This is a genomic window from Sphingomonas gellani, assembly GCF_900110035.1.
In the GTDB taxonomy this organism is placed as follows: Bacteria; Pseudomonadota; Alphaproteobacteria; order Sphingomonadales; family Sphingomonadaceae; genus Sphingomonas; species Sphingomonas gellani.
The window spans coordinates 87,367-106,833 of sequence record NZ_FOCF01000009.1 but is presented as its reverse complement, the minus strand read 5'-3'; the positions used below and the strand labels follow the sequence as shown (position 1 = coordinate 106,833).

Genomic DNA, 19,467 nt, shown 5'->3' with positions numbered 1-19,467 from the left:
GCCTCTGTCAAGACGATCCCCGTCGCCTACATCGGCGTACAGGTCGCCAGCGTCGCTATGTCAGCCCCTGCCCTCACCCAGCGCTCCCCCCTGTCGCAGCCAAGCCTGGAACATCAGCACCGGCCACAATGCCTGCGTGTTTTCCATCCTGCCAACAAGGTGGTTTTGCCAGCGCTGCTGGATGGGAAAGGGATCGAGATATCCGTCCTGCCGCATCCGGTTGGGATCGAGCAGGTCCTCCGCCCAGTCGCGTAGCGGCCCGCGCAGCCATTCGCCGACGGGTACGGCAAAACCCGCCTTGGGTCGTTCAAACATGGCACGCGGTGCGTGCCGGTACAGGATCGTCCGCAGGATGCGCTTGGTTGTGCCGCCTGCGATCTTCTGGTCCATCGGCACGCGCGCCGCCGCAGCCGCCACATGATGGTCGAGAAACGGAACGCGCGTTTCCAGGCTGACCGCCATCGACGCGCGGTCGACCTTCGCCAGAATGTCGTCGGGCATGTAGCTGACCGCATCGGCATACATCATGCGCGCCAGATCGGGCGCGTTGCCTAGGTCCATGTCGACCGACGCACGCGCCCGGCCATCGATGCCGAGCACCGGCGTCTGCGCAAGATGCCATTCGTCCAGCAGCGAGGCGAAAACGTCGTCCAGCCCGCGCGCGTCAGCAGCAGTGCGCAGCGTCTTGCGCACCTTGGCCCCGAAGAACGGCGGCCGGCGCTTGCGGGCGGCGATCGAGCCGAGCGTGGTCCACATGCCGTCAGGCATTTTCGCACCCGTTCCGGCCAGTAACCGGCGCAGCGGCTGCGGCAACGGAGCGAGCGATCGCCACAGCCGCGGCGCATACAGGTAGCGATTGTACCCGCCGAACAGTTCGTCCCCGCCATCGCCGGACAAGGCGACGGTGACGTGCTGCCGCGCGAACGCGCTGACGAGATGCGTCGGGATGGCCGAAGAGTCGGCGAACGGTTCCCCGTACATCGCCGGCAACTTCGGGATCACCGCGAGTGCGTCGGCGACCCCGACGTAAAGCTCGTGATGCTCGGTGCCGAAATGGCGGGCCACCTCACGCGCGTAAACCGCCTCGTCAAAGCCCACTTCCTTGAAGCCGATGGAAAAGGTGCGGATTTTACCCCGCGATGCAGCCTGGTAGAGCGCCACCACGGCAGACGAGTCAAAGCCACCCGACAGGAACGCGCCCACGGGCACGTCGGCGATCGACTGGCCGGTGACCGCGGCGGCGAGTGCGGCCTCCACCGCTTCGACCGCTTCGCCCTCGCTGGCATAAGGGTTGGCCAGCCCCTCGCGGACGACGGCGCGATACGACCAGTATCGCTCCAGCCGTACGCCGCCATTGGCACCTTCCTCGAACGGCTCGGTACGCGGTGTCGCGACGGCCTCTGCGGTCACCGTCATCATCGTGCCGGGCGGCAGTTTGAAGATGCCGCGATAGATCGATTGCGGGCACGGGATGTAGGTGCGCGACAGCAGCGACGACAACGCCCCCCGGTCGACCGGGTTGTCGAAGCCGGGCAGCGCGCGGATCGCGCCGAGTTCGGAGGCAAAGGCGAACACGCCCCCCGCCCAGCCATAATAGAGCGGCTTTTCGCCGAACCGGTCGCGCGCCAGCGTCAACGTCCGATCGCGCCGGTCCCACAATGCGATGGAGAACATGCCCGTCGCCCGCTCCAGCGTCCGGCGCACGCCCCAGGCATCGATCGCGGCGAGCAGCGTTTCGGTATCGGAGTGGCCGCGCCAGGCCGGCGCCACACCGGCCGCCTCAAGTTCCGCCCGGATGGCAAGGTGGTCGTAGATCTCGCCGTTATAAACAAGGACGTAGCGGCCCGACATCGCGTTCATCGGCTGGTGGCCGAGCGGCGACAGTTCCAGGATCGACAGGCGCCGGTGCCCCAGCGCGATCCCCGCCTCGGCATCGAACCATGCACCTTGATCGTCCGGCCCGCGATGTGCCACCACGTCCGTCATCTGCTTGACGGTTTTAGGGTCGATCGTCCCGCGGCTCACGAATCCGGCAATTCCACACACGCGCAATGCTCTCCTGCAACAGCCGCGCCGCTCTAGCCGAAAGCGGTTTCGCGCGTGAACCCTTTTACCCGAGCCCGAATTGGCACGATTTGCCGCGAACCGCTGGAACAGCTATCGCCATGGCCATGCCGTGGACTTCCTCTCGTCGCAGCTTCGGTGCCGGCATGGTTTCGATGCTGCTATGGCCGAGAGCGGCCGTTGCCGACGCACCGCCACGCACCTTCAACGTCCGTGACTATGGCGCCTCACCGACCGCAAGCGCCCCTGCCAACACGCGCGCCTTTCAACGGGCCAGTGCCGCACTGACGCAAGCCAGCGGTGGAACGCTTCTCGTACCGCCCGGCCGCTACCGTGTGGGCACGCAACGGATCGCCGCAGGACGCGGTCAAGGCTATGCCGCGCAAGGACAGCCAATCATCCATATCGAGAACTGCGCCCTGCCGGTCAGCATCCACGGCACGGGTGCGACGCTGGTCGCAGCCGACGGATTGCGGTTCGGCGCCTTTGATCCCGTGACCGGCGCCGTTCACAACCCCAAATTGCCCTTTTACGACCTCGATTTCCGCGCCGACGCCTATCGCATGATCGACGTCAGGAACTGCCGCGCCGCGGTCACGATCAGCGGCATCGAACTGGACGGCAACGCCGATCATTACGTTCTGGGTGGGCCGTGGGGTGATACCGGCCGCCAGGTCGAGGCGATCGGCATCATGCTCGACCGCAATACCGGTGGAGTGGTCGTCGAGAACGTCCGTTCCCACGACCATGGCCTTGACGGCATCATGGTCGCCCATGCCGGCTTGACCGCCAAAAGCCCGCGCTATCCCGTCACCCTGCGCAACGTGGTCTGCGACCGCAATGGTCGCCAGGGGCTGTCATGGGTCGGCGGCACTCAGCTGACTGCGATCGGGTGCCGCTTCACTCGCACCGGTCGCGGTCGCTTCCAGTCGGCTCCCGGCTCAGGTGTCGATATCGAAGCGGAGGAATCCGTGTGCCGCAACGGCCGCTTCGTCGACTGCACCTTTTCCGACAATGTGGGTGTGGGCTTTCTGGCTTCGACCGGCGACGTTGCCGACATCCATGTCGAACGCTGCCGCATGATCGGCACGACGAGTTGGTCATCCTGGAGCTACAAGCCCAGGATCCGCTTCGACGACTGCCTGTTCGTGGGCTCGGTCGTCAACGCCTTTCCTAGCCCCGACCCCACCCAGGCCACGCAGTTCCATCGCTGCCGCTTTACCGACGATCCCAAACTGTCGCCGACCGGCAAGGCCTATCATCAGTTCCTGGCTGATCTCGGCGGTGGCAGCACCAACGTGCTGTTCGACGATTGCGACTTCATCGCTGTCGGAGCGGACAAGGCGCTGCCCTGGACCCCTAGCGACACGCACTACAACAACTGCCGCTTTCGACAGGCGGGAAAGAAGCTCGCTTATACCCGGGGCGTGTTCACCGGCACGTGCATGTTCAGAACCGCAGGCGACGTGGATTTCTATGGTTCCAAGATCAAGGGCAGCATGACGCTCAATGGGCGGCTTCTGGGCCGGAACAGCTAGAATCCGGTCCGCCCTTGAAACGCCCAAGCCATCTCGCCAAGCGGTAGAAGCCTCGTATTTGCGTGTAGGCGTCGCGGCTGTTAGGTCGCGGCCCTCAAGGCGAGAGACCTTGATGATCGACACAGCGCCGACCCCGCTCGGCAGCGGGATGGAAATATGCACGGCTCCGTTGACGACCAGAAGCTCATCACTCTCTCCTTGCGGGGCGATGATCGAGGCAGCCTCTGCGTCATAGAAGGGGAGCGCGACACGGGCTTCCCCATTGCCCGCGTCTACTACATCTTCGGCACCCAGGCCGATGTCGCGCGCGGCTTTCACGCGCATCGCGCGTTGCGGCAACTGGCGGTCTGCGTAAGCGGCAGCTGCACGATGATGCTGGATGACGGGCACAGTCGGCGTAGCGTTGTGCTCGATCGTCCTGATCTGGCGGTAACCATCGGCCCGATGATCTGGCGAGAGATGTATGACTTTTCTGACGATGCCGTCCTGATGGTGCTCGCGGATCAACATTACGACGAAGCGGATTACATCCGCGACTACGAGACCTTCCTTGCCATGGCGCGTGCATCATGAGCACCGACGTCCCGTTCCTGGCGCTCGCGCCGATCTATGAGGAACTGCGCGAGGAGATCGACGCGGTGGCCTTGCGCGTTCTGCATTCCGGGTGGTTTATCGGCGGTCCGGAAGCCGAGCGCTTTGAAGCCGCGTTTGCCGCCTATACCGGAGCCGCGCACGCAGTTGGCGTCGGCAACGGACTTGACGCCCTGCACCTCACCTTGCGGGCCATGGAAATCGGTCCGGGCGACGAGGTGATTGTTGCCAGCAATTCTTTTATTGCAACAATGCTGGCGGTTTCAATGACTGGCGCCACACCTGTGATGGTGGAACCGGATTCGGCAACCTACAATCTCGATCCCGCACGTGTTGAGGAAGCGATCACGCCCCGCACCAAGGTGGTGCTGCCGACCCATCTCTACGGCCAACCGGCCGATCTCGACGCTTTGCTGGCGATCGCACGTCGACACGGGCTGAAGCTTGTCGAGGACGCGGCTCAGGCGCATGGCGCGCGTTATCGCGGCGTTCGCGTCGGGGCGCATGGCGACGCGGTCTGCTGGAGCTTCTATCCTTCCAAGAACCTGGGCGCGGCGGGTGACGGAGGCGGCGTCACGACCAACGATCCTGCGCTGGCGGCGCGCATCCGTACCTTGGGCAATTACGGCTCTGCCGAACGCTATGTGAACATTGAAAAGGGCGTAAACTCGCGCCTCGATCCCCTTCACGCTGCCATCATGGGCGTGAAGCTGCCGCATCTCGATGCCTGGAACGCTCGGCGGGCCAGCATCGCAAGCCTGTACTTGGATACCTTGCGCGACTGCGACCTCGTCCTGCCGCACGTGCCGAACTGGGCAGAACCGGTTTGGCACCTCTTCGTGGTACATACGCCGCGGCGTGACGCACTACGCGCAACTCTGGCAGCAGATGGCATAGCGACGCAGATACACTATCCGATCCCCGCGCATCGGCAGGCCGCCTATGCCGAACTGGGTTTCGGCGAAGGCAGCTTTCCGATTGCCGAGCGTCTTGCAGCGGAGACACTCAGTCTGCCGATAGGACCGCACATGACCATGGACCAGGCGGAACGCGTGGTCGGTGCCGTCAGAGCTGCTTCGACAGCCTGACCTTCAGGGATTCGGTGAAGCCTAAACCACGCTTGAATTGGATCAGACCGAAATTGGGCTCGAGGTTTACCGTGGAAGTTCCCACATCGAGCAACACGATACCGCTTTCCTGGCAGTAGGCATAAATAGTGTCTGCCAACGCAACCACCGGGCTAAGAGCGCTGTATCCCGGCCGATCACCCCAATAAAATACATAAAGCACAGATGGGGATAGGCGCAGGCATATAGCCGAAGCGGCAAGACTGTCTCCATCCTTCATGCCAAACAACACCAATCGATCGGGAAACAACGCGATCATCTCTTCGAGCTGAGCGACCCGCATCGATACGGCATTGCCCTTCATGGCGCGATTGGCAGCGATCGTGTCGTATACCGCATGAAGTTGGTCCAGCCCGACCCGCTCAGCCTTGAAGCCCTCGCGTTCCGCCTTCCGCAGCCGCTTGCGATTTCCATACGTCATGCGCTCACCGAGGGGCGTCGCGGTCACCTCGAGCGTGTGGTTGAGGTCGCAAACTTCCGTCGCAAAACCCCGTGCACGCAACAGGTAAAGCGTATTGGCAAACGCGACCGGATCATGCGCCATCGGCGCCGGCAGGATCTCGATCCGTTTCGCGCCTGCATCGACCAGTTCAGCCTCCACCGCGTCGTGGAATGCGAACATCTGCTCGACGGAAAGATCGCGCTCCCAGGCATAGCCCGCGAACGTGCCTCTGGCAGGCGATCGCCATATGCCGTGATCTACCTCGGTAAAATGGATCGTGCCGAGGGACTTTTTGCCGTCCGTCCACTGAAAATACCGCCCGCCTTCTCCAGCGTGAAGGCGAAAGAAACCCGCTTCATGAAACAGGCTGCCAAGGTTGGGCTCAACGAAGGCGTTGATGGTCAGCTTCTGGTCAGACATTCGCCGACCCCTAAGACTTTAAGCAAAGGGCGCAAGCGATCGGATAGGGCGACCGGGCACTCCGGCAACGACCGCAAAAGGCGGAACGTCCGCGATCACTACCGCACCAGCACCCAGCACCGCGCCTTTGCCGACGGTCACACCGGGCAGGATGATCACACCTGCACCAATCCACACATCGTCTTCGATCGTGATCGGTGCGCATCGCACAAGCCGCCCCGCCACCTCGGAATGGTTCATAAGGAGGGCAGAATTACCGGGTGACGAGTCAGCGATCAGTATCACGCCTGGAGCTATAGAAACGCGTTCTCCGATCGTAATTCGCGCCTCTGAGTCAAGGGTGTTGACGACGAGCAGGCCGGGATTCGGGAAAGTACCTTCACCCATGGTGACATTCAGCCGCGACCAGTAGAGTTTACGAACGCGAGCATCGGGATAGTGCCAGGCAACCAGCTTTTGCATGCGCACGGGTAATTGGTCTGGATGCGCCTGCAGCCAGTCAAACAGGAAGCTGTCGAAACTCTTCAGGAAGGACACGATCACGCATGCGCTCCCTGCTCCGCCATCAGCTTGGCATATATTTTAACCATCAACTCACGGGTGCGAGGACCAACGCGGTGGTGAGCCGGTATGAAAAAGGCATCGGAGCCATAAAACACGCTACCTTCGATCCCATGCGCATCAAATCGATGCCGCAACTCGGGCAGCGGCACTGTAGACGGATCATGAGCGAACATGAACACAGATGGCTGCTCGCCGGAGACGGGCGCAAAAAACGGTTTGACGCCGATAGCCGCGAAACGCGTCGCCAAGTCATTCCAGACATCGCGGCGCATCTCGAGCAGGGCGTTCAGCCGCACCATCTCGGACCCGATAGCAGATAGAAGAAAGGCGCGATCGTCCTCCGGCATCACAAAAGCGGGCCGTCGACCAGCAGGAAATACCACGGCACCACCGAAATTGACGCTGAACATCTTGGTAAGGCTGAACAGGGCATAATCGCCGCGCCGGCCGACGGGCTCGCCATCGGCGTAGCGCGTGGCAAAGGCGTAGGCACAGTCCTCGATCACCGGAACACCAGTTCCGAGATGATCGGAAATCCGTTCACACGCGCGGCCCCATTCATGGATCGCAATCACGGCCACTGTCCCGGATTCACGCTGCATCGACCAACGGCAGTAGCGCTCGACGGTCGAGGTGACGCAGCTCGACACATAGGATGAGCCTGACGTCGTGACGATGGTGACGACATCGTCCGGTCGCGGTGCAAGTTCCGTGAGGATCAGGTCGAGTGCATGGCGGCCGCTGTTGACGAGGACGTGAGGCCGGCTGAAATGCGCTGCAAGCAGGCCCTGCACTTCCTCCGCGGGCGGTCCCTGCATTGTCGCATCGAGCGCCGCATAGGAGAAGGGGCTGACCGATACAAATGCCTTGACGGTCGTGTCAGGGTCTGGAGGTGCCACCACGGGAGCCGGAGCACCGGCGCTGTTCTGCCTCATTGCTTGACTTGTCACGGCTTTCAGTAAGAGAGCGAGTGTCTTACGAACACAGGAATAGGTTAGCAATGGCAGCCTTAGGGGGAGACAACCCGCAGGGTGCTGCGCCGGCCGCGTCCGAGAATCATTCGGTTCGGCAGATCCTGCGTTCGTCGTCGATCATCGGTGGCGCCTCGGTCGCCAACATCGTCATCGGGCTCGCGCGCACGAAGGTCGCCGCGCTCTTGCTCGGCCCGGCGGGTGTGGGGTTGATCGGCCTGCTTCAGAACATGGTGCAGACGGGATCGGCGGTTGCCGGCTTCGGCATTGCGAGTTCCAGCGTACGCCAGCTTGCCGAAGACGTTGGCACCCAGAACGAACCGGGGCTGGCAGCGACGCGGCGGGCGCTGTTCTTTGCCACAGCTATATTGGCTCTATTGGGTGGAGCCGTTTTCTGGCTGCTTCGCACCCCGCTTGCCGCGCACGTGCTGGGCGATGCGAACCAGGCGCCAGCGGTTGGCTGGCTGGGCGTCGCGGTCGCTCTGACCGTGGTTTCCAACTCTCAACTGGCGCTGCTCAACGGGGTGCGTCGGATCGGGGACATGGCCCGGATCAACGTGTTCGGGGCAGTTCTAGGAACGGGATTGGGGATCGGGGCGCTGGCTCTCTGGCGTGGGCATGGGATCGTTCCCTACGTCGTGGCGGCGCCGCTTGCCGGGACCATCGCCGGCTTGTGGATATTGCGGCGGAACCCGTCTCCGGGCACCATGGACCCTTCCCTTGCGGCAGTGAGACGGCAAATAGGGCCGATGATGCGCCTGGGCATCAGCTTCATGCTCGGCGCAATATCTGTAACGGCAGCCTTGCTGGCCGTACGCGCTATCGTTGCCCAGCGGCTCGGAACAATCGCACTAGGCCATTTCTCCGCGGCGTGGATGATCTCCATGACCTATATCGGGTTCGTGCTACAGGCGATGGGGACGGATTACTACCCGCGCCTTACAGCCGCGATCCGTGACCATGATCTCGTCAATCGAATGGTAAACGAACAAGGCGAGATCGCGCTGCTGCTTGCCGCGCCTATCCTGATCGGCATGGAGGGCGCCGCCCCTTGGGCTATCCGCTTACTCTATTCAGACGCGTTCGGCCCAGCAATTGAAGTCTTACGCTGGCAGATACTGGGCGACGTCCTGAAAATAGTGGGATGGCCGTTAGGTTTCGTCATCTTGGCATCGGGAAACGGCAGACTGTTTGTGATGACAGAGGCTCTGGGAGTGGGTGTATACGCAGCATTCGTCTGGTTGGCGGTGGATTGGCTAGGCCTTCCGGCGACAGGGATGGGATTCATGCTGATGTACGGTGCTTACTTGCCTGTCGTCTACCTGCTGGCTCGTCGCAGGACCGGCTTTCGTTGGCGGCCACGTAATACATTCGCGATTGTGATGGTCTTTGCCGCTGTAGCGCTGACTGCTTTGGCAGGCTGGATGCACGATGCACTCGGACTCGGTGCCGGTATCATATTGGGAACCGTTTCAGGCGCTTATTCTCTCTCCAGGCTGAGCGGATTAGGCGCATTACAAGGGCGTCTTTCCTTCATGGACAAAGCTGCAAATCTCACTGTCAACAAACTACTTGGGAAGCGTTCCGCATCATCTTATCCGGATTAATGATTTTAAGCTGGCCAATGTATCCAGGCCTACCAGCCGCGGCAACATCGTCTTTACCTCGGACAAACTACGCGCTTTTGCTAAGGTCTTCAGGCGGCCGGTAAAGGATAGCTCTATCCACGATCCCTCTATGGTTAGATGTCTTAAGCGATCTTTCATGAACTTGAGATCTATAGTTTCTGATACCCCCTGATTTTTCGAAAGTTCTGGCAACACGTCACAGATAATGTAATCGAGATACGCCGCAGCATCTCGGGCATATGCAGAAAATGCTTTTTCTCTATCTTTAATGTCTTGAACTGTGTTTTTCTCAAACTTCCTGTTGCTGTAAGACTTGTCATGTATTCTATACTCCACTGTAGGAATGTCAGTGTAGCATATATCTAGCCCGGCGGCATGAAGTATAAATGTAAATACCGTATCTTCGTGAAATACTTTGTTTTTAGGAAGAGGTAAAGATTTGAGGAACTTTGGATCATAAGCAGCCGTCGGACCGGACATAAAGCGACGATCTCTTTTGTCTTCGAAATACTTCCAGACAATGTTTCCGGAGGCTTCCGGTCTGACATGCTTTTCTAGCAAATTGCCATTGTCATCCACAACATTCCAAGCAGTACTAAAAGCACAAGATCCCCGCTTTTGCCAAGCATCCATGAGAACACGTGTGCGATCAGGAAGTTGTATGTCATCGCCGGTAGCCAGGACTAAGAACTCTCCCTGAGTCTCGCGTGCGACTTCAAGAACATGCCGGAGAGTCCCGGCGTTCTTCTTGCTTTGTCGGGCCCGGACCCGATGCGGCCCAGAGTATTGGGCAACCATCTGCTTTATTATATCAAATGTCCTGTCTGTTGACCGATCGTCGGACAGAACAATCTCAAGATTTGGATAATCTTGTTCTAAGGCAGCATTGACAGCTGCTTCTACGTAGCGCTCCTGGTTATACGCAAAAAGAGCGATGCTAACCAGTGGAGCATGGTTTGTCTGTGTATTAGACACAATAATACTGCTACGACTTGGTACGTCGTATCACGCGTTTAATAAGATCAAGCACTTTTTCCATCTTATAGGGATCCACTATCTTATAGAAAGGTCGCAGTATTACTGGAGCGGCTTGGACAGGCCCTGCTATATCCGTCGAGATTCTAAACAACTGCCTTGATTCGACTTCGAAACGACGACGCGCGGCATCCCTGCCTAAAATCCATATGGTTCTTGCGAATGAAAGAATTTCGTCTTGGGTTATGGATGAGGTTTCTGAACATAGATGCCGCAATATCTCGTTAGCTACGCAAACCTGCCGGCGGTATATATCCGCATCTCCAGTACGAGACAGTCTATCTTCCAGATGCTCACGCACTTCAGCAACGACAAAGGGTATTCTGAAGAACTGAAATCCAGCTAGACTTATCCTGACAGCAAGCTCTTGATCTTCCCCTAGGCTCAGGGTCGGATTAAATCCGCCTACGAGGTGTAAAGCTTTGATTGGATAAAGCGGGAGATAAGGCGACATCGTTCCTGAAAGCAGCGCTGCTCGTGACATCGCGCCGTTCGGAGCCAAGCCTGCATAGCCATAGCCAAACGGCACAATCGCCTCCCCCATCGGCCCGATCGAGGATGCGTCTCCAAATACGATCTGTTGTGGCGCGAGGTCAGACTGGGCTTGAAGCAGCGCCTGTACTGCACCTGCCGGCAGACGATCGTCGGAGTCCAGAAACTTGATGAACGCGCCCTTTGCCTGCTCTACGCCGAAGTTCCGCGCGGCGCTCACCCCGCTATTGGGTATGCGGAAGCTGCGGATCCGGCCGCTGAATGCGCTGATGCGGTCCCACGAGGCGTCCGTCGAACCATCGTCCACCACGATGATTTCCGCGCCATCGCCGTTCGCCAGCGCGCTTTCGATCGCCTCACCCACCAAGGCAGCCCGATTGTAGCACGGGATCACTATCGAAACGGGGCTAGTCACGGTCATCAACGTAGCATGACGTCGATGTGTTTATCGATCTGGCTCGCGAGCATTCGCCCCCGGTTTCGAAGAACGCCACTGTTGTGATGTCCCCTCAATGCGCCCTGGATCGCCGCAGCCAGCAGCCGCTCGTCATTACATGGAACAAGGGTGCCATATTCCCCGTCATCCAGAATTTCACGTGGGCCATTGGGGCAATCCGTGCTGACGATCGGCAGTCCGGCATGCAACGCCTCCACCAATACGTTGCCGAAGCCCTCGCAATCCGACGACAGCACGAATAGATCCGCCGCGGTATAGTAGGGCCAAGGATCAGTATCGAAACCGGCGATCACCACCGCATCGCCCAGCCCCTTGTCGGTAATCTGCCGCTCCAGCTCCACTCGCAACGGACCATCGCCCAGGATCAGCAGCGATGCCGGCACGCTTTCCCGCACCCGCGCGAGCGCCCGCAGCAGCAGCGGGTAGTTCTTCTCCGCCTTGAGCGAGCCCACCGCCAGGATACGCTTCGTCCCCGCGGGCCAGCGCCCAGCCATGGTGGCGGGATCAGGCAGGGTCGCTGGCAGCAGCAGCGGGTTGTGGATCACCGTGATACGATCACGCGGCACCCCGACAAATGTAGACAGGTCGTCCGCCACCCCGGCCGACACGCCCACCAGCCCGTCCGCCCGCATATAGGCCTGCCGCGTAAGCGCGCGGACGGCACGATGCCGCAGTCCATGCGGTCTTGCCGACAAGGTGGTGTGCTCGCTGCCGATGATCCGCGTATCGACCTGCGCAAGCCTGCGCGCGACGATCGCCAACAGCGGCAGCGGCCACATCATGGCGTGCAGCGCATGGGGACGCCGCTCTCGCAGATAGCGGACCAGCGGCAGAACGGCTTGACGCAGCCTGGCCGCTCCGAGATCGATGATCTCCACACCCGAAGGCACCATGGGCAGCAACACGCCCTGGCGAAGCGCGAGCACCAGATCGACTGGGTGACCGCTGTCCAGAAAGCCTTGCAGCAGCGCCAGCGCGACACGCTCCGCCCCACCTCCTCCAAGATCGGGCAGGAAAATGGCGAGGCGCTGATCGCGCGCGGCAGGATACCGTTCTCCGCCCGCGCTAATCATTGATCGCCGCATCGAGCACGGTCAGATACTGTGCGCTCGTCGCCTGACGTGAGTAGCGTGCGACCGCCTCTCGTCGTCCCGCCTCGCCAACCCGGCGACGCAGGTCGGGATCCCGGCACAGCCGTTCCAGCACGTCCAGCCATTGTTCCTCGGTATCGACCAGGAACCCGTCGACGCCCTCCGTCACCTGTCGGATCGCTGTGCCAATGTTGCTGGATACGCTGGGCAGGCCAAACGCCATGTACTGGATGACCTTGAGCCCCGCCTTGCCCAGCACCCAGTCGTCGTTCGGCAGCGGATAGACGCCGATGTCGAGCCGCTGCATCTGCGCCACCTCCTCCGCTCCCGACCAAGTCAGCACTTCCAGGTCCACGCCGGCAAGCTGGTACGGGAAGTTACCGATGACGATGAGCTTGTAATCGACCCGGCGGGCCAGTTCCTGGAATACCAGCCGGAGCAGGTCCAGATAGGGTTCGGAACTGAAGGTACCGGTCCAGCCGATCACCGGCTTCCCCTCGGCGGAGGGACCGGCGCGCGGCCGGAAAGTGTCGGTATCGACGGACGGGTAGATCAGCGTCACCGCCCCCTTGGCATTGCGCTCTCGGTAGCGGTCGACCATGAACGGCGAGGCGGTGATGACATGGTCCGCCCGCTCCAGCAGGAAACGGGGCTTGCCGCGTCCCTTGAGCCGCTGGCGAAGCCCGCTGGGCGCGCCGTCCTCGGTCAGCAGATTGTCCTCGATATCGTAGACGATCGCACGCGCCCAGCGCCGGGTCAGCCGCTCCATCCAGGTGGTGCCGAACGGCGTCACCCACATGGAGATATAGACCAGGTCGTAGCGACGCAGCCGGGTGAGGTCGCGCAGGCGGCGCAGGTGGCCGCGAACCGTGCCGATCGCCTTGGCCAGGCGATGACCGCCCACATAGGCACGATCCCACAAGGCCATGTCCATGAACGAGGACACCGTGACGTCAAACCCGGCGGCCCGCCAGTCATCCAGATACTGCTCGTACTTTAGGCGCTGGCCTGCCGCCACGCCTTGGGGATAAGGGCAAAGGACGAGGACTTTGGGCATCATGCAGCCTCGTCGACCAGCGAACGATAGATCGCGCGGTAGCGATCGGCGCCATCACCAAGGGAGAAATGTCGCTGTGCAGCTGCAACGCACCGATCGGGTAGGTCGGGGTCACGCAAACGGTCGAGCAGGGCAAGCGCCGCGGCCTCGATGGTCACCGGATCGGTATCCGCCATCGCCACTCCTACGCGGTCCTCCTCGATGATCCGCACCATGTCCCCGCAGCCTGCATTGCCCACAACAGGCACTCCGCAGCCGAGATATTCGGCAAGCTTGGTCGGCGCGCTCGCGATCTTGGAAAAGAACGGGTGGATCAGGGCCAGTCCCGCATCCATCCGCCGCATATAGGCGGGCATTCCCTCGCGGTCGGTGCCCGCGATCTCGACCGATGTCGGGTCGATCCCCAGGCGCACGATTGCATCGTGTATCGCCGCCTGCTGGTTCTTGTTGACGATCAGCAATCGCGCATCAGGCCGGTGCCGCTTCACGGCCGCGAAAAAGGCGAGCATCTCGTCCAGCATGTACCAGGTGCCGATCTGCCCGGCATAGCCAATCGTCAGCGGCGCCGACGGGTGCCTCTCCCCTGGCGAGAACAGCTTCAGGTCCGCGCAGGTCGGGATAACCGTGATCGGGGCGACGGTGCGTCCGAGCCGCGGATCGTTGCGTAGGACGGGAACGGACGCGCGGGTGAGCGTCACGACGTGATCCGCCCGGCGCAGCAGCATCTTCTCCATGACCTTCAGCACCCGGTACACCAAACCATCGGCGCGGATCATGCCGCCGTCGACCCGTTCGTCGGCCCAGAAGCCGCGAATGTCGACCAGGAACCGGCCCCGGCCCAGCACCCGCGCCGGGTACAGCATGGCCGCGCACAGCACGCTGCGGGCATGAAGCAGGCGGGCGCGGTGACGGAACGACAGCCACACCGCCAGCACCATGGCCGCTCCCATGTCCCACAACGTGGACAGGATCTTGGGATGCTTGTGATAACGCCGCGGGTGCCACGTTATCCCCGACGCCCGCAGGCGGGTCGCCATGCGCGACGCATGCTCCCGACGGGCCGTATCGGCCGGCTTCTCGAAACTGATCAGGTGGATGTCGTACGCGTCCGCCAGGATTTGCAGATAAGCGACGACCTGGCTCTCCCCGAGCGGCTCGAGGATGCCGTCATAGCACATGTAGATGACTGCTGGTCTTGTCATACGTCCAGTCATTGCCTGCGGCATTCCTGTATCATCGTCATGTCCCCAAGCCGATTGAGGAGGCGTCAAGCGCCGAAGACGACGTTCTTGTAAGGAACCCAGTATGCCGCATGCGTGGCAAATACCAGCCAGACCAGTTGCACTGCGGCCGAGTAGCCGCACACGCCCAGAAGTAGCTGTGCGTTATTTTGCCTGCTACTTCCCAGCGCGTAGGGAAGGCGCGGCAGGATGGCGAGTTGCAGTGGGATCAGGAACAAGGCTACTCGATCGATCGCCGTCGTGAAACTGGTGGCCAGGACCAGCGGCAGGGTAGCCAGCGCCACAAGCGCGAAGATGCTCCACATGTCGCGCTGATAGTCATTGAACCCCAGCCTGTTACGCAACAGCAGAGCCAACATGGCGGGTACGATGTTCATCGCGACCCTGACCACGGCACCCCCGGATTCATAATCCTGGGTAATGTAGGTGGCGACCAGCTGATCCGTGGATCGACTGAGCAGCACGGCGAACAGGCCGAGTGAAACAAGCGCACCAAGGATCGCTTGGAGCATGTTCCTGCGCGCGAGCGGAGCAAGCGCAAGGGGAAGCACGAGCAACGCCGTGCGATGGAACAGCGCTGCCGCCAAGATGAAAAGGATGAGTTTGACGGGAGATCGTCCGTCCGCATCCGCCAATCCGGCAAGGACGATGCCGATCGCGACGCCTTGCCTGGTGTATCCCATGCCGACGACGATGATCAGGTAGGGAATCGCCACCAGGAATGTCAGTGCGGGATTTTGCTGTCGTGAACAGAATCTCCCAATGCCGAGCATCATGATGATGCCGCAAGCGAGATTTACCGGCCACATTCCCGCATCCAGGTGTGAAGCAACGAATACAAGCGTTACATAACCGACATCAAACGTCTGCAACGCCTGTCCATATGTCAGAAACTGGACAAGATTGTAATTGTCTAGGTAGTTGAACCAGTCTGCCCCGATCTCAAATCGCAATCCTACCAACAGCGCCGTTGCGATGACTAGGATGTAAAGACCGAATGCGGTACGAGAGTCCGCTCGTGGCCTTGCACCTGCAACGACGACACTGCGATTGTACCCGAACGCGGCCGCCATCCACATGATGAAGAGAAGCCAATAGGGAAGCAGAAGGAATTCCTAGATGAGGGAGCCGCTGCTTAGAGGCTGGACGCCGCTTTCGCAACGTATGGAGCCGCGATGCGGCGATCCGTCAAAGCCGCTTGCGGCAGGTAACGATCATTTTCTAGGAGAGCGATAATCCTGTGGTGCGTGCCTGTCCCGGGAGCGAAGTCCCATTCAGGAGCGATTTGTCATGCGCGTTCTCGTTACCGGCGCGGCCGGGTTCATCGGTTCCACCGTGTCGCTGCGCCTGCTGGCGCGGGGCGACGCCGTGATCGGGATCGATAGCCTGAACGATTACTACGATCCCCAGCTGAAGCGGGACCGGCTGGCACGGTTGCAGGAAGCGGGAGGTGACCGCTTCACCTTCGTGCAGGTCGATTTCGCTGACGAGGTCGCGCTTGATGCCGCGCTGGACGGGGAGGAGTTCGAGCGCATCATCCATCTCGGCGCGCAGGCGGGCGTGCGGTATTCGATCGAGAATCCCCGCGCCTACCTCCGCTCCAACCTTGCCGGCCATCTCAATCTGCTGGAGGTTGGACGGCATCGCCGGGTCGACAATCTGGTCTATGCTTCGTCGTCCTCCGTTTACGGCGGCAATGACACCCTGCCCTTCCGGGTCGAGGACCGCGTCGATCAGCCGCTGTCGCTCTACGCCGCCACCAAGAAGGCGGACGAGTTGATGAGCGAAACCTACGCCCATCTCTATCGCCTGCCGCAGACGGGGCTGCGCTTCTTCACCGTATATGGCCCTTGGGGACGGCCCGACATGGCCATGTGGCTGTTCGCCAAGGCGATCTTCGAAGGCCGTCCGATCAACGTATTCGGCGAAGGGCAGATGCGGCGCGATTTCACCTATATCGACGATATCGTGTCCGGCATCGTCGCATGCCTCGACAACCCGCCGCCCGATGACGGTGCGGTCAAGGCGGGCGGCAGCGTCAGTCCGCATCGCCTGTACAATATCGGTAACAACCGCTCGGAAGAGCTCGGCCACATGATCTCGCTGATCGAGGAAGCATGCGGCCGGCCAGCCCAGCGCCGGCTGCTGCCGATGCAGCCGGGCGACGTGCGCGACACCTTTGCCGACATCAGCGCCATCCAGCGTGATCTCGGCTACGCGCCCACCACCACCATTGCCGAGGGCGTGCCGAAATTCGTGCAATGGTATCGGGAGTATCACGGGCTCTGACGCGCGAGACCGGCTCACGTCCGACGGCCTGGATGCCATGACCGAACGTAATTTCTACCAGGTGCTGGGGGTTGGACGCAGCGCGTCGCCCGACGATATCCGGGCCGCCTACATCCGGCTGGTCAAGCGTCACCATCCCGACGTCGTCGGCTACCTGCCCAGTCGGCTGCGCGACGTACAGCAGGCGTATCGCTGCCTGTCGAATTCTGAAACGCGCGAGACCCACGACCGGGCGCTCGCGCAGGACGAACGTGCCCACCTAGCCCGCCAGCGATCGATCCAACGCAGGCTGGGACGCTATGATCACCGTCATCCGCGGCCACTTCCTCGCACGCGTCGCTGGCGCTGGCCAAAATTAGCCGTGGCGGCGGCCGGAATCGTGCTGGCCATCCGGCTGTCGCTGACACTGTACGGGTAGCTACTTCGCCCCGAACCCGGTGAGCATGATGCTGACGGTCCTGATCGCGATCAGGACGTCGAGCCAGAACGAGAAGAACTTGATGTAATAGAAATCGTAGTGGAGCTTGACATGCACGTCGTCGAGCTCCGCGACATGCCCCTGATTGACCTGGGCCCAGCCGGTTATCCCCGGCCGGACGATATGGCGATAGCGGTAGAAGGGGATCTCGTTCTCGTACCAGGTCGAAAGCGGCACCGCTTCCGGCCGCGGTCCGATCCAGCTCATTTCCCCGCGCAGGATGTTGATGATCTGCGGCAGTTCGTCGATCCGCGACCGGCGCAGGAAGCGGCCGATCCGGGTGATGCGATCGTCCTCGTCGCGGGTGATCGCCGCATGACGCGCCGCCTCGTTCCCGTCGTCGACCGCCCGGTCCACCATGGTGCGGAACTTGAGCATGTCGAAGGGCACGCCCCGATATCCCATCCGACGCTGCCGGAACAGGATCGGGCCCGGTGAACTCAACCGCACGAGAAGCGCGACGACGAGCAGCGGCAGGAACAGGACCGGCAGCAGAACAAGGCTGGCGACGACATCGATCGTCCGCTTGGCCCCGCGATAGGCAAGTGCCGGCAACAGCGATCCGAAGCTGTTTTCGGACAGATGCTCGATCTGGACGCGCCCGGTCAGCGATTCCCGCAACTGCTTGGTATGGTAGACGGGAATGCCGGATATGGCGGCCTGTGCGATCATGCGTTCCCATTCGGGGGAGTGGGTGGAGCGCAGGTCGGCGACGATGGATGCCTGGGGATCGTCCGGAACGGTTGGGCTGGCCAGCTTGATCCACTCGACCTGCGGGGTATCGCCCACGATGCCCGTCTTGCCGGTCGGAACGTAATACAAGCGGCGTGGCGCCGCGCGGTGGTCGAAATAACCCAGCAGAAACGCGACGCTCACCGAGGCGAGGTAGCCCGTCAGCAGCATCGCGCCGCTATAGGGTATTCGCAGCGCGAGCAGAATCGCCGCGGCGATGCCGAACGTCGTCGAAAAGGCCGGCAGGATGAAACCGAACGCCCGCGCGCCCGGATAGATGGTGACGCGGCGAAAGATAAGCAGCGCCAGCGCGGCAGCTGCCAACGACGTGATCTGGGTATTGCCGGTACCGGGAAGCTCGCTCGTCAGCCTTCCGGCCACGATCAGCGGGGCAAGGAAGGGCACGAAATACGCCGCCATCATGATCGCGACCAGCGGCTTCAGCAGCCCGATGTTGGTGCGGCTCGCCCGTGCCGGGCGGCCATGGTCACCGGTGATCAGCAACAGAACTTCCTTACGCCAGCGCCGAACGCCCTGGATGAGTACGCCGACAAGAGATCCGGTAGCGGGTCACCCCCCGTCGGGGCAAGTCGAAGCACCCGCATGCGGGGCGCCTGTTTTACGTCATCGATCGGTTGCGTGCCCGCAGGTGGGCCGATACCAGCTTCCCTCATGCCTGCCCCAGCCATTCGACTGATCCAGCCCAAGCGCTACGGCGATACGCGCGGCTGGTTCAGCGAAACATACAACCGCGACACCTTCACACAGCTTGGTATCGCTGCCACGTTTGTGCAGGACAATCATTCGCTGTCCGGGCCGCGCCATACCCTGCGCGGACTTCATTTTCAGACGCCGTCGCGTGGCCAGGACAAGCTGGTCCGCTGTGTGCGGGGACGGATCTTCGACGTGGCGGTGGATGTGCGGAAGGGTTCACCCACCTATGGCCAGTGGGTGGGCACCGAATTGTCGGCCGACAACGGCCACCAGCTCTTCATCCCGGTCGGCTTCGCGCACGGCTTCCTGACGCTGGAGGAAGGGTGCGAGGTCCTGTACAAATGCACGGACACCTATGCGCCCGAGCATGAGGGGGGGATCGCCTGGAACGACCCGGCCATCGCCATCGACTGGCCCCTTCCCCCCGGCGCGACGCCGGAACTGAGCGCCAAGGACAAGGTTCAGCCCGGCCTCGCCGCGTTCGACAGCCCCTTTCCCTATGACGGCCGGCCGCTGGCGCCGCTTGCCTGAAGGAC

Annotated in this window: 18 protein-coding genes; 7 read left to right on the top strand and 11 right to left on the bottom strand. The window is 61.6% G+C overall.

All coding sequences use genetic code 11. From position 1 onward, the window contains the following. Nucleotides 1-60: 60 nt before the first annotated feature. Nucleotides 61-2,046, bottom strand: a complete 1,986-nt coding sequence (gene asnB, locus BMX37_RS15680; protein WP_093666782.1) for an asparagine synthase (glutamine-hydrolyzing) — start codon at nucleotides 2,044-2,046, stop codon at nucleotides 61-63. Nucleotides 2,047-2,171: 125 nt separating this feature from the next. On the opposite strand from asnB, the gene BMX37_RS15675 reads away from it, so the two are divergent. The 3 genes from BMX37_RS15675 to BMX37_RS15665 all read left to right on the top strand — a co-directional run bounded on the left by BMX37_RS15675 (nucleotide 2,172) and on the right by BMX37_RS15665 (nucleotide 5,281). Further along, complete coding sequence (locus tag BMX37_RS15675; RefSeq protein ID WP_212611462.1) at nucleotides 2,172-3,602, top strand: right-handed parallel beta-helix repeat-containing protein; 1,431 nt, start codon at nucleotides 2,172-2,174, stop codon at nucleotides 3,600-3,602. 156 nt (nucleotides 3,603-3,758) lie between these two features. After that, on the top strand, nucleotides 3,759-4,175 hold the full coding sequence (locus BMX37_RS15670) for a sugar 3,4-ketoisomerase (protein ID WP_093666718.1): 417 nt from the start codon (nucleotides 3,759-3,761) through the stop codon (nucleotides 4,173-4,175). Then, on the top strand, nucleotides 4,172-5,281 hold the full coding sequence (locus BMX37_RS15665; RefSeq protein WP_093666717.1) for a DegT/DnrJ/EryC1/StrS family aminotransferase: 1,110 nt from the start codon (nucleotides 4,172-4,174) through the stop codon (nucleotides 5,279-5,281). Before BMX37_RS15670 ends, BMX37_RS15665 begins: the two co-directional genes overlap by 4 nt. On the opposite strand, the gene BMX37_RS15660 is transcribed toward BMX37_RS15665, so the two are convergent. The 3 genes from BMX37_RS15660 to BMX37_RS15650 are packed head-to-tail and all read right to left on the bottom strand — an operon-like array spanning nucleotide 5,259 to nucleotide 7,681. After that, nucleotides 5,259-6,182 carry a GNAT family N-acetyltransferase gene (locus tag BMX37_RS15660; RefSeq protein WP_093666716.1) on the bottom strand — a complete coding sequence of 308 codons (924 nt, stop codon included), beginning with the start codon at nucleotides 6,180-6,182 and terminating at the stop codon, nucleotides 5,259-5,261. The two genes, BMX37_RS15665 and BMX37_RS15660, sit on opposite strands and share 23 nt — an antisense overlap. An 18-nt stretch (nucleotides 6,183-6,200) precedes the next feature. Beyond that, on the bottom strand, nucleotides 6,201-6,725 hold the full coding sequence (locus BMX37_RS15655; RefSeq protein ID WP_093666715.1) for an acyltransferase: 525 nt from the start codon (nucleotides 6,723-6,725) through the stop codon (nucleotides 6,201-6,203). Continuing rightward, the gene (locus tag BMX37_RS15650) at nucleotides 6,722-7,681 is read right to left on the bottom strand and encodes a DegT/DnrJ/EryC1/StrS family aminotransferase (protein WP_093666714.1); all 960 of its coding nucleotides are present in this window, start codon (nucleotides 7,679-7,681) and stop codon (nucleotides 6,722-6,724) included. Before BMX37_RS15650 ends, BMX37_RS15655 begins: the two co-directional genes overlap by 4 nt. Nucleotides 7,682-7,746: 65 nt before the next feature. Here BMX37_RS15650 and BMX37_RS15645 point away from each other — a divergent pair, with 65 nt between their 5' ends. Further along, complete coding sequence (locus BMX37_RS15645; RefSeq protein ID WP_093666713.1) at nucleotides 7,747-9,324, top strand: O-antigen translocase; 1,578 nt, start codon at nucleotides 7,747-7,749, stop codon at nucleotides 9,322-9,324. Here the strand turns inward: BMX37_RS15645 and BMX37_RS15640 are convergent. The 6 genes from BMX37_RS15640 to BMX37_RS15610 all read right to left on the bottom strand — a co-directional run bounded on the left by BMX37_RS15640 (nucleotide 9,307) and on the right by BMX37_RS15610 (nucleotide 15,797). Then, entirely contained in the window at nucleotides 9,307-10,320 is a 1,014-nt protein-coding gene (locus BMX37_RS15640) for a glycosyltransferase (protein ID WP_170842020.1), read from the bottom strand. The two genes, BMX37_RS15645 and BMX37_RS15640, sit on opposite strands and share 18 nt — an antisense overlap. 10 nt (nucleotides 10,321-10,330) lie before the next feature. Next, entirely contained in the window at nucleotides 10,331-11,293 is a 963-nt protein-coding gene (locus tag BMX37_RS15635) for a glycosyltransferase family 2 protein (RefSeq protein ID WP_093666711.1), read from the bottom strand. Beyond that, complete coding sequence (locus tag BMX37_RS18555; RefSeq protein ID WP_170842018.1) at nucleotides 11,293-12,402, bottom strand: glycosyltransferase; 1,110 nt, start codon at nucleotides 12,400-12,402, stop codon at nucleotides 11,293-11,295. Before BMX37_RS18555 ends, BMX37_RS15635 begins: the two co-directional genes overlap by 1 nt. Next, nucleotides 12,395-13,480 carry a glycosyltransferase family 4 protein gene (locus tag BMX37_RS15620; RefSeq protein WP_093666709.1) on the bottom strand — a complete coding sequence of 362 codons (1,086 nt, stop codon included), beginning with the start codon at nucleotides 13,478-13,480 and terminating at the stop codon, nucleotides 12,395-12,397. The genes BMX37_RS18555 and BMX37_RS15620 overlap by 8 nt, the downstream gene beginning before the upstream one ends. After that, on the bottom strand, nucleotides 13,477-14,679 hold the full coding sequence (locus BMX37_RS15615) for a glycosyltransferase (RefSeq protein ID WP_170842017.1): 1,203 nt from the start codon (nucleotides 14,677-14,679) through the stop codon (nucleotides 13,477-13,479). The genes BMX37_RS15620 and BMX37_RS15615 overlap by 4 nt, the downstream gene beginning before the upstream one ends. Before the next feature lie 65 nt (nucleotides 14,680-14,744). Next, nucleotides 14,745-15,797: an EpsG family protein gene (locus tag BMX37_RS15610; protein WP_093666707.1), complete on the bottom strand. Its 1,053-nt coding sequence runs from the start codon at nucleotides 15,795-15,797 to the stop codon at nucleotides 14,745-14,747. Nucleotides 15,798-16,008: 211 nt separating this feature from the next. On the opposite strand from BMX37_RS15610, the gene BMX37_RS15605 reads away from it, so the two are divergent. After that, nucleotides 16,009-17,007 (top strand): NAD-dependent epimerase/dehydratase family protein, encoded by a 999-nt coding sequence (locus BMX37_RS15605; protein WP_093666706.1) that lies wholly within the window; start codon nucleotides 16,009-16,011, stop codon nucleotides 17,005-17,007. 37 nt (nucleotides 17,008-17,044) lie between these two features. Continuing rightward, complete coding sequence (locus BMX37_RS15600; RefSeq protein WP_093666705.1) at nucleotides 17,045-17,425, top strand: J domain-containing protein; 381 nt, start codon at nucleotides 17,045-17,047, stop codon at nucleotides 17,423-17,425. On the opposite strand, the gene BMX37_RS15595 is transcribed toward BMX37_RS15600, so the two are convergent. After that, nucleotides 17,426-18,721 carry a sugar transferase gene (locus BMX37_RS15595; RefSeq protein WP_244501631.1) on the bottom strand — a complete coding sequence of 432 codons (1,296 nt, stop codon included), beginning with the start codon at nucleotides 18,719-18,721 and terminating at the stop codon, nucleotides 17,426-17,428. Between the two features lie 168 nt (nucleotides 18,722-18,889). On the opposite strand from BMX37_RS15595, the gene rfbC reads away from it, so the two are divergent. Next, complete coding sequence (gene rfbC, locus BMX37_RS15590; protein WP_093666704.1) at nucleotides 18,890-19,462, top strand: dTDP-4-dehydrorhamnose 3,5-epimerase; 573 nt, start codon at nucleotides 18,890-18,892, stop codon at nucleotides 19,460-19,462. The last annotated feature ends 5 nt before the right edge of the window (nucleotides 19,463-19,467 follow it).

Coding starts and splice junctions, on each gene's coding strand:
- BMX37_RS15615 (WP_170842017.1), bottom strand. CDS start 14,679: ATGACAAGACCAGCAGTCATCTACATGTGCTATGACGGCATCCTCGAG.
- BMX37_RS15665 (WP_093666717.1), top strand. CDS start 4,172: ATGAGCACCGACGTCCCGTTCCTGGCGCTCGCGCCGATCTATGAGGAA.
- BMX37_RS18555 (WP_170842018.1), bottom strand. CDS start 12,402: ATGATTAGCGCGGGCGGAGAACGGTATCCTGCCGCGCGCGATCAGCGC.
- BMX37_RS15600 (WP_093666705.1), top strand. CDS start 17,045: ATGACCGAACGTAATTTCTACCAGGTGCTGGGGGTTGGACGCAGCGCG.
- BMX37_RS15620 (WP_093666709.1), bottom strand. CDS start 13,480: ATGATGCCCAAAGTCCTCGTCCTTTGCCCTTATCCCCAAGGCGTGGCG.
- BMX37_RS15660 (WP_093666716.1), bottom strand. CDS start 6,182: ATGTCTGACCAGAAGCTGACCATCAACGCCTTCGTTGAGCCCAACCTT.
- BMX37_RS15670 (WP_093666718.1), top strand. CDS start 3,759: ATGCACGGCTCCGTTGACGACCAGAAGCTCATCACTCTCTCCTTGCGG.
- BMX37_RS15650 (WP_093666714.1), bottom strand. CDS start 7,681: ATGAGGCAGAACAGCGCCGGTGCTCCGGCTCCCGTGGTGGCACCTCCA.
- rfbC (WP_093666704.1), top strand. CDS start 18,890: ATGCCTGCCCCAGCCATTCGACTGATCCAGCCCAAGCGCTACGGCGAT.
- BMX37_RS15635 (WP_093666711.1), bottom strand. CDS start 11,293: ATGACCGTGACTAGCCCCGTTTCGATAGTGATCCCGTGCTACAATCGG.
- BMX37_RS15605 (WP_093666706.1), top strand. CDS start 16,009: ATGCGCGTTCTCGTTACCGGCGCGGCCGGGTTCATCGGTTCCACCGTG.
- BMX37_RS15610 (WP_093666707.1), bottom strand. CDS start 15,797: ATGTGGATGGCGGCCGCGTTCGGGTACAATCGCAGTGTCGTCGTTGCA.
- BMX37_RS15645 (WP_093666713.1), top strand. CDS start 7,747: ATGGCAGCCTTAGGGGGAGACAACCCGCAGGGTGCTGCGCCGGCCGCG.
- BMX37_RS15675 (WP_212611462.1), top strand. CDS start 2,172: ATGCCGTGGACTTCCTCTCGTCGCAGCTTCGGTGCCGGCATGGTTTCG.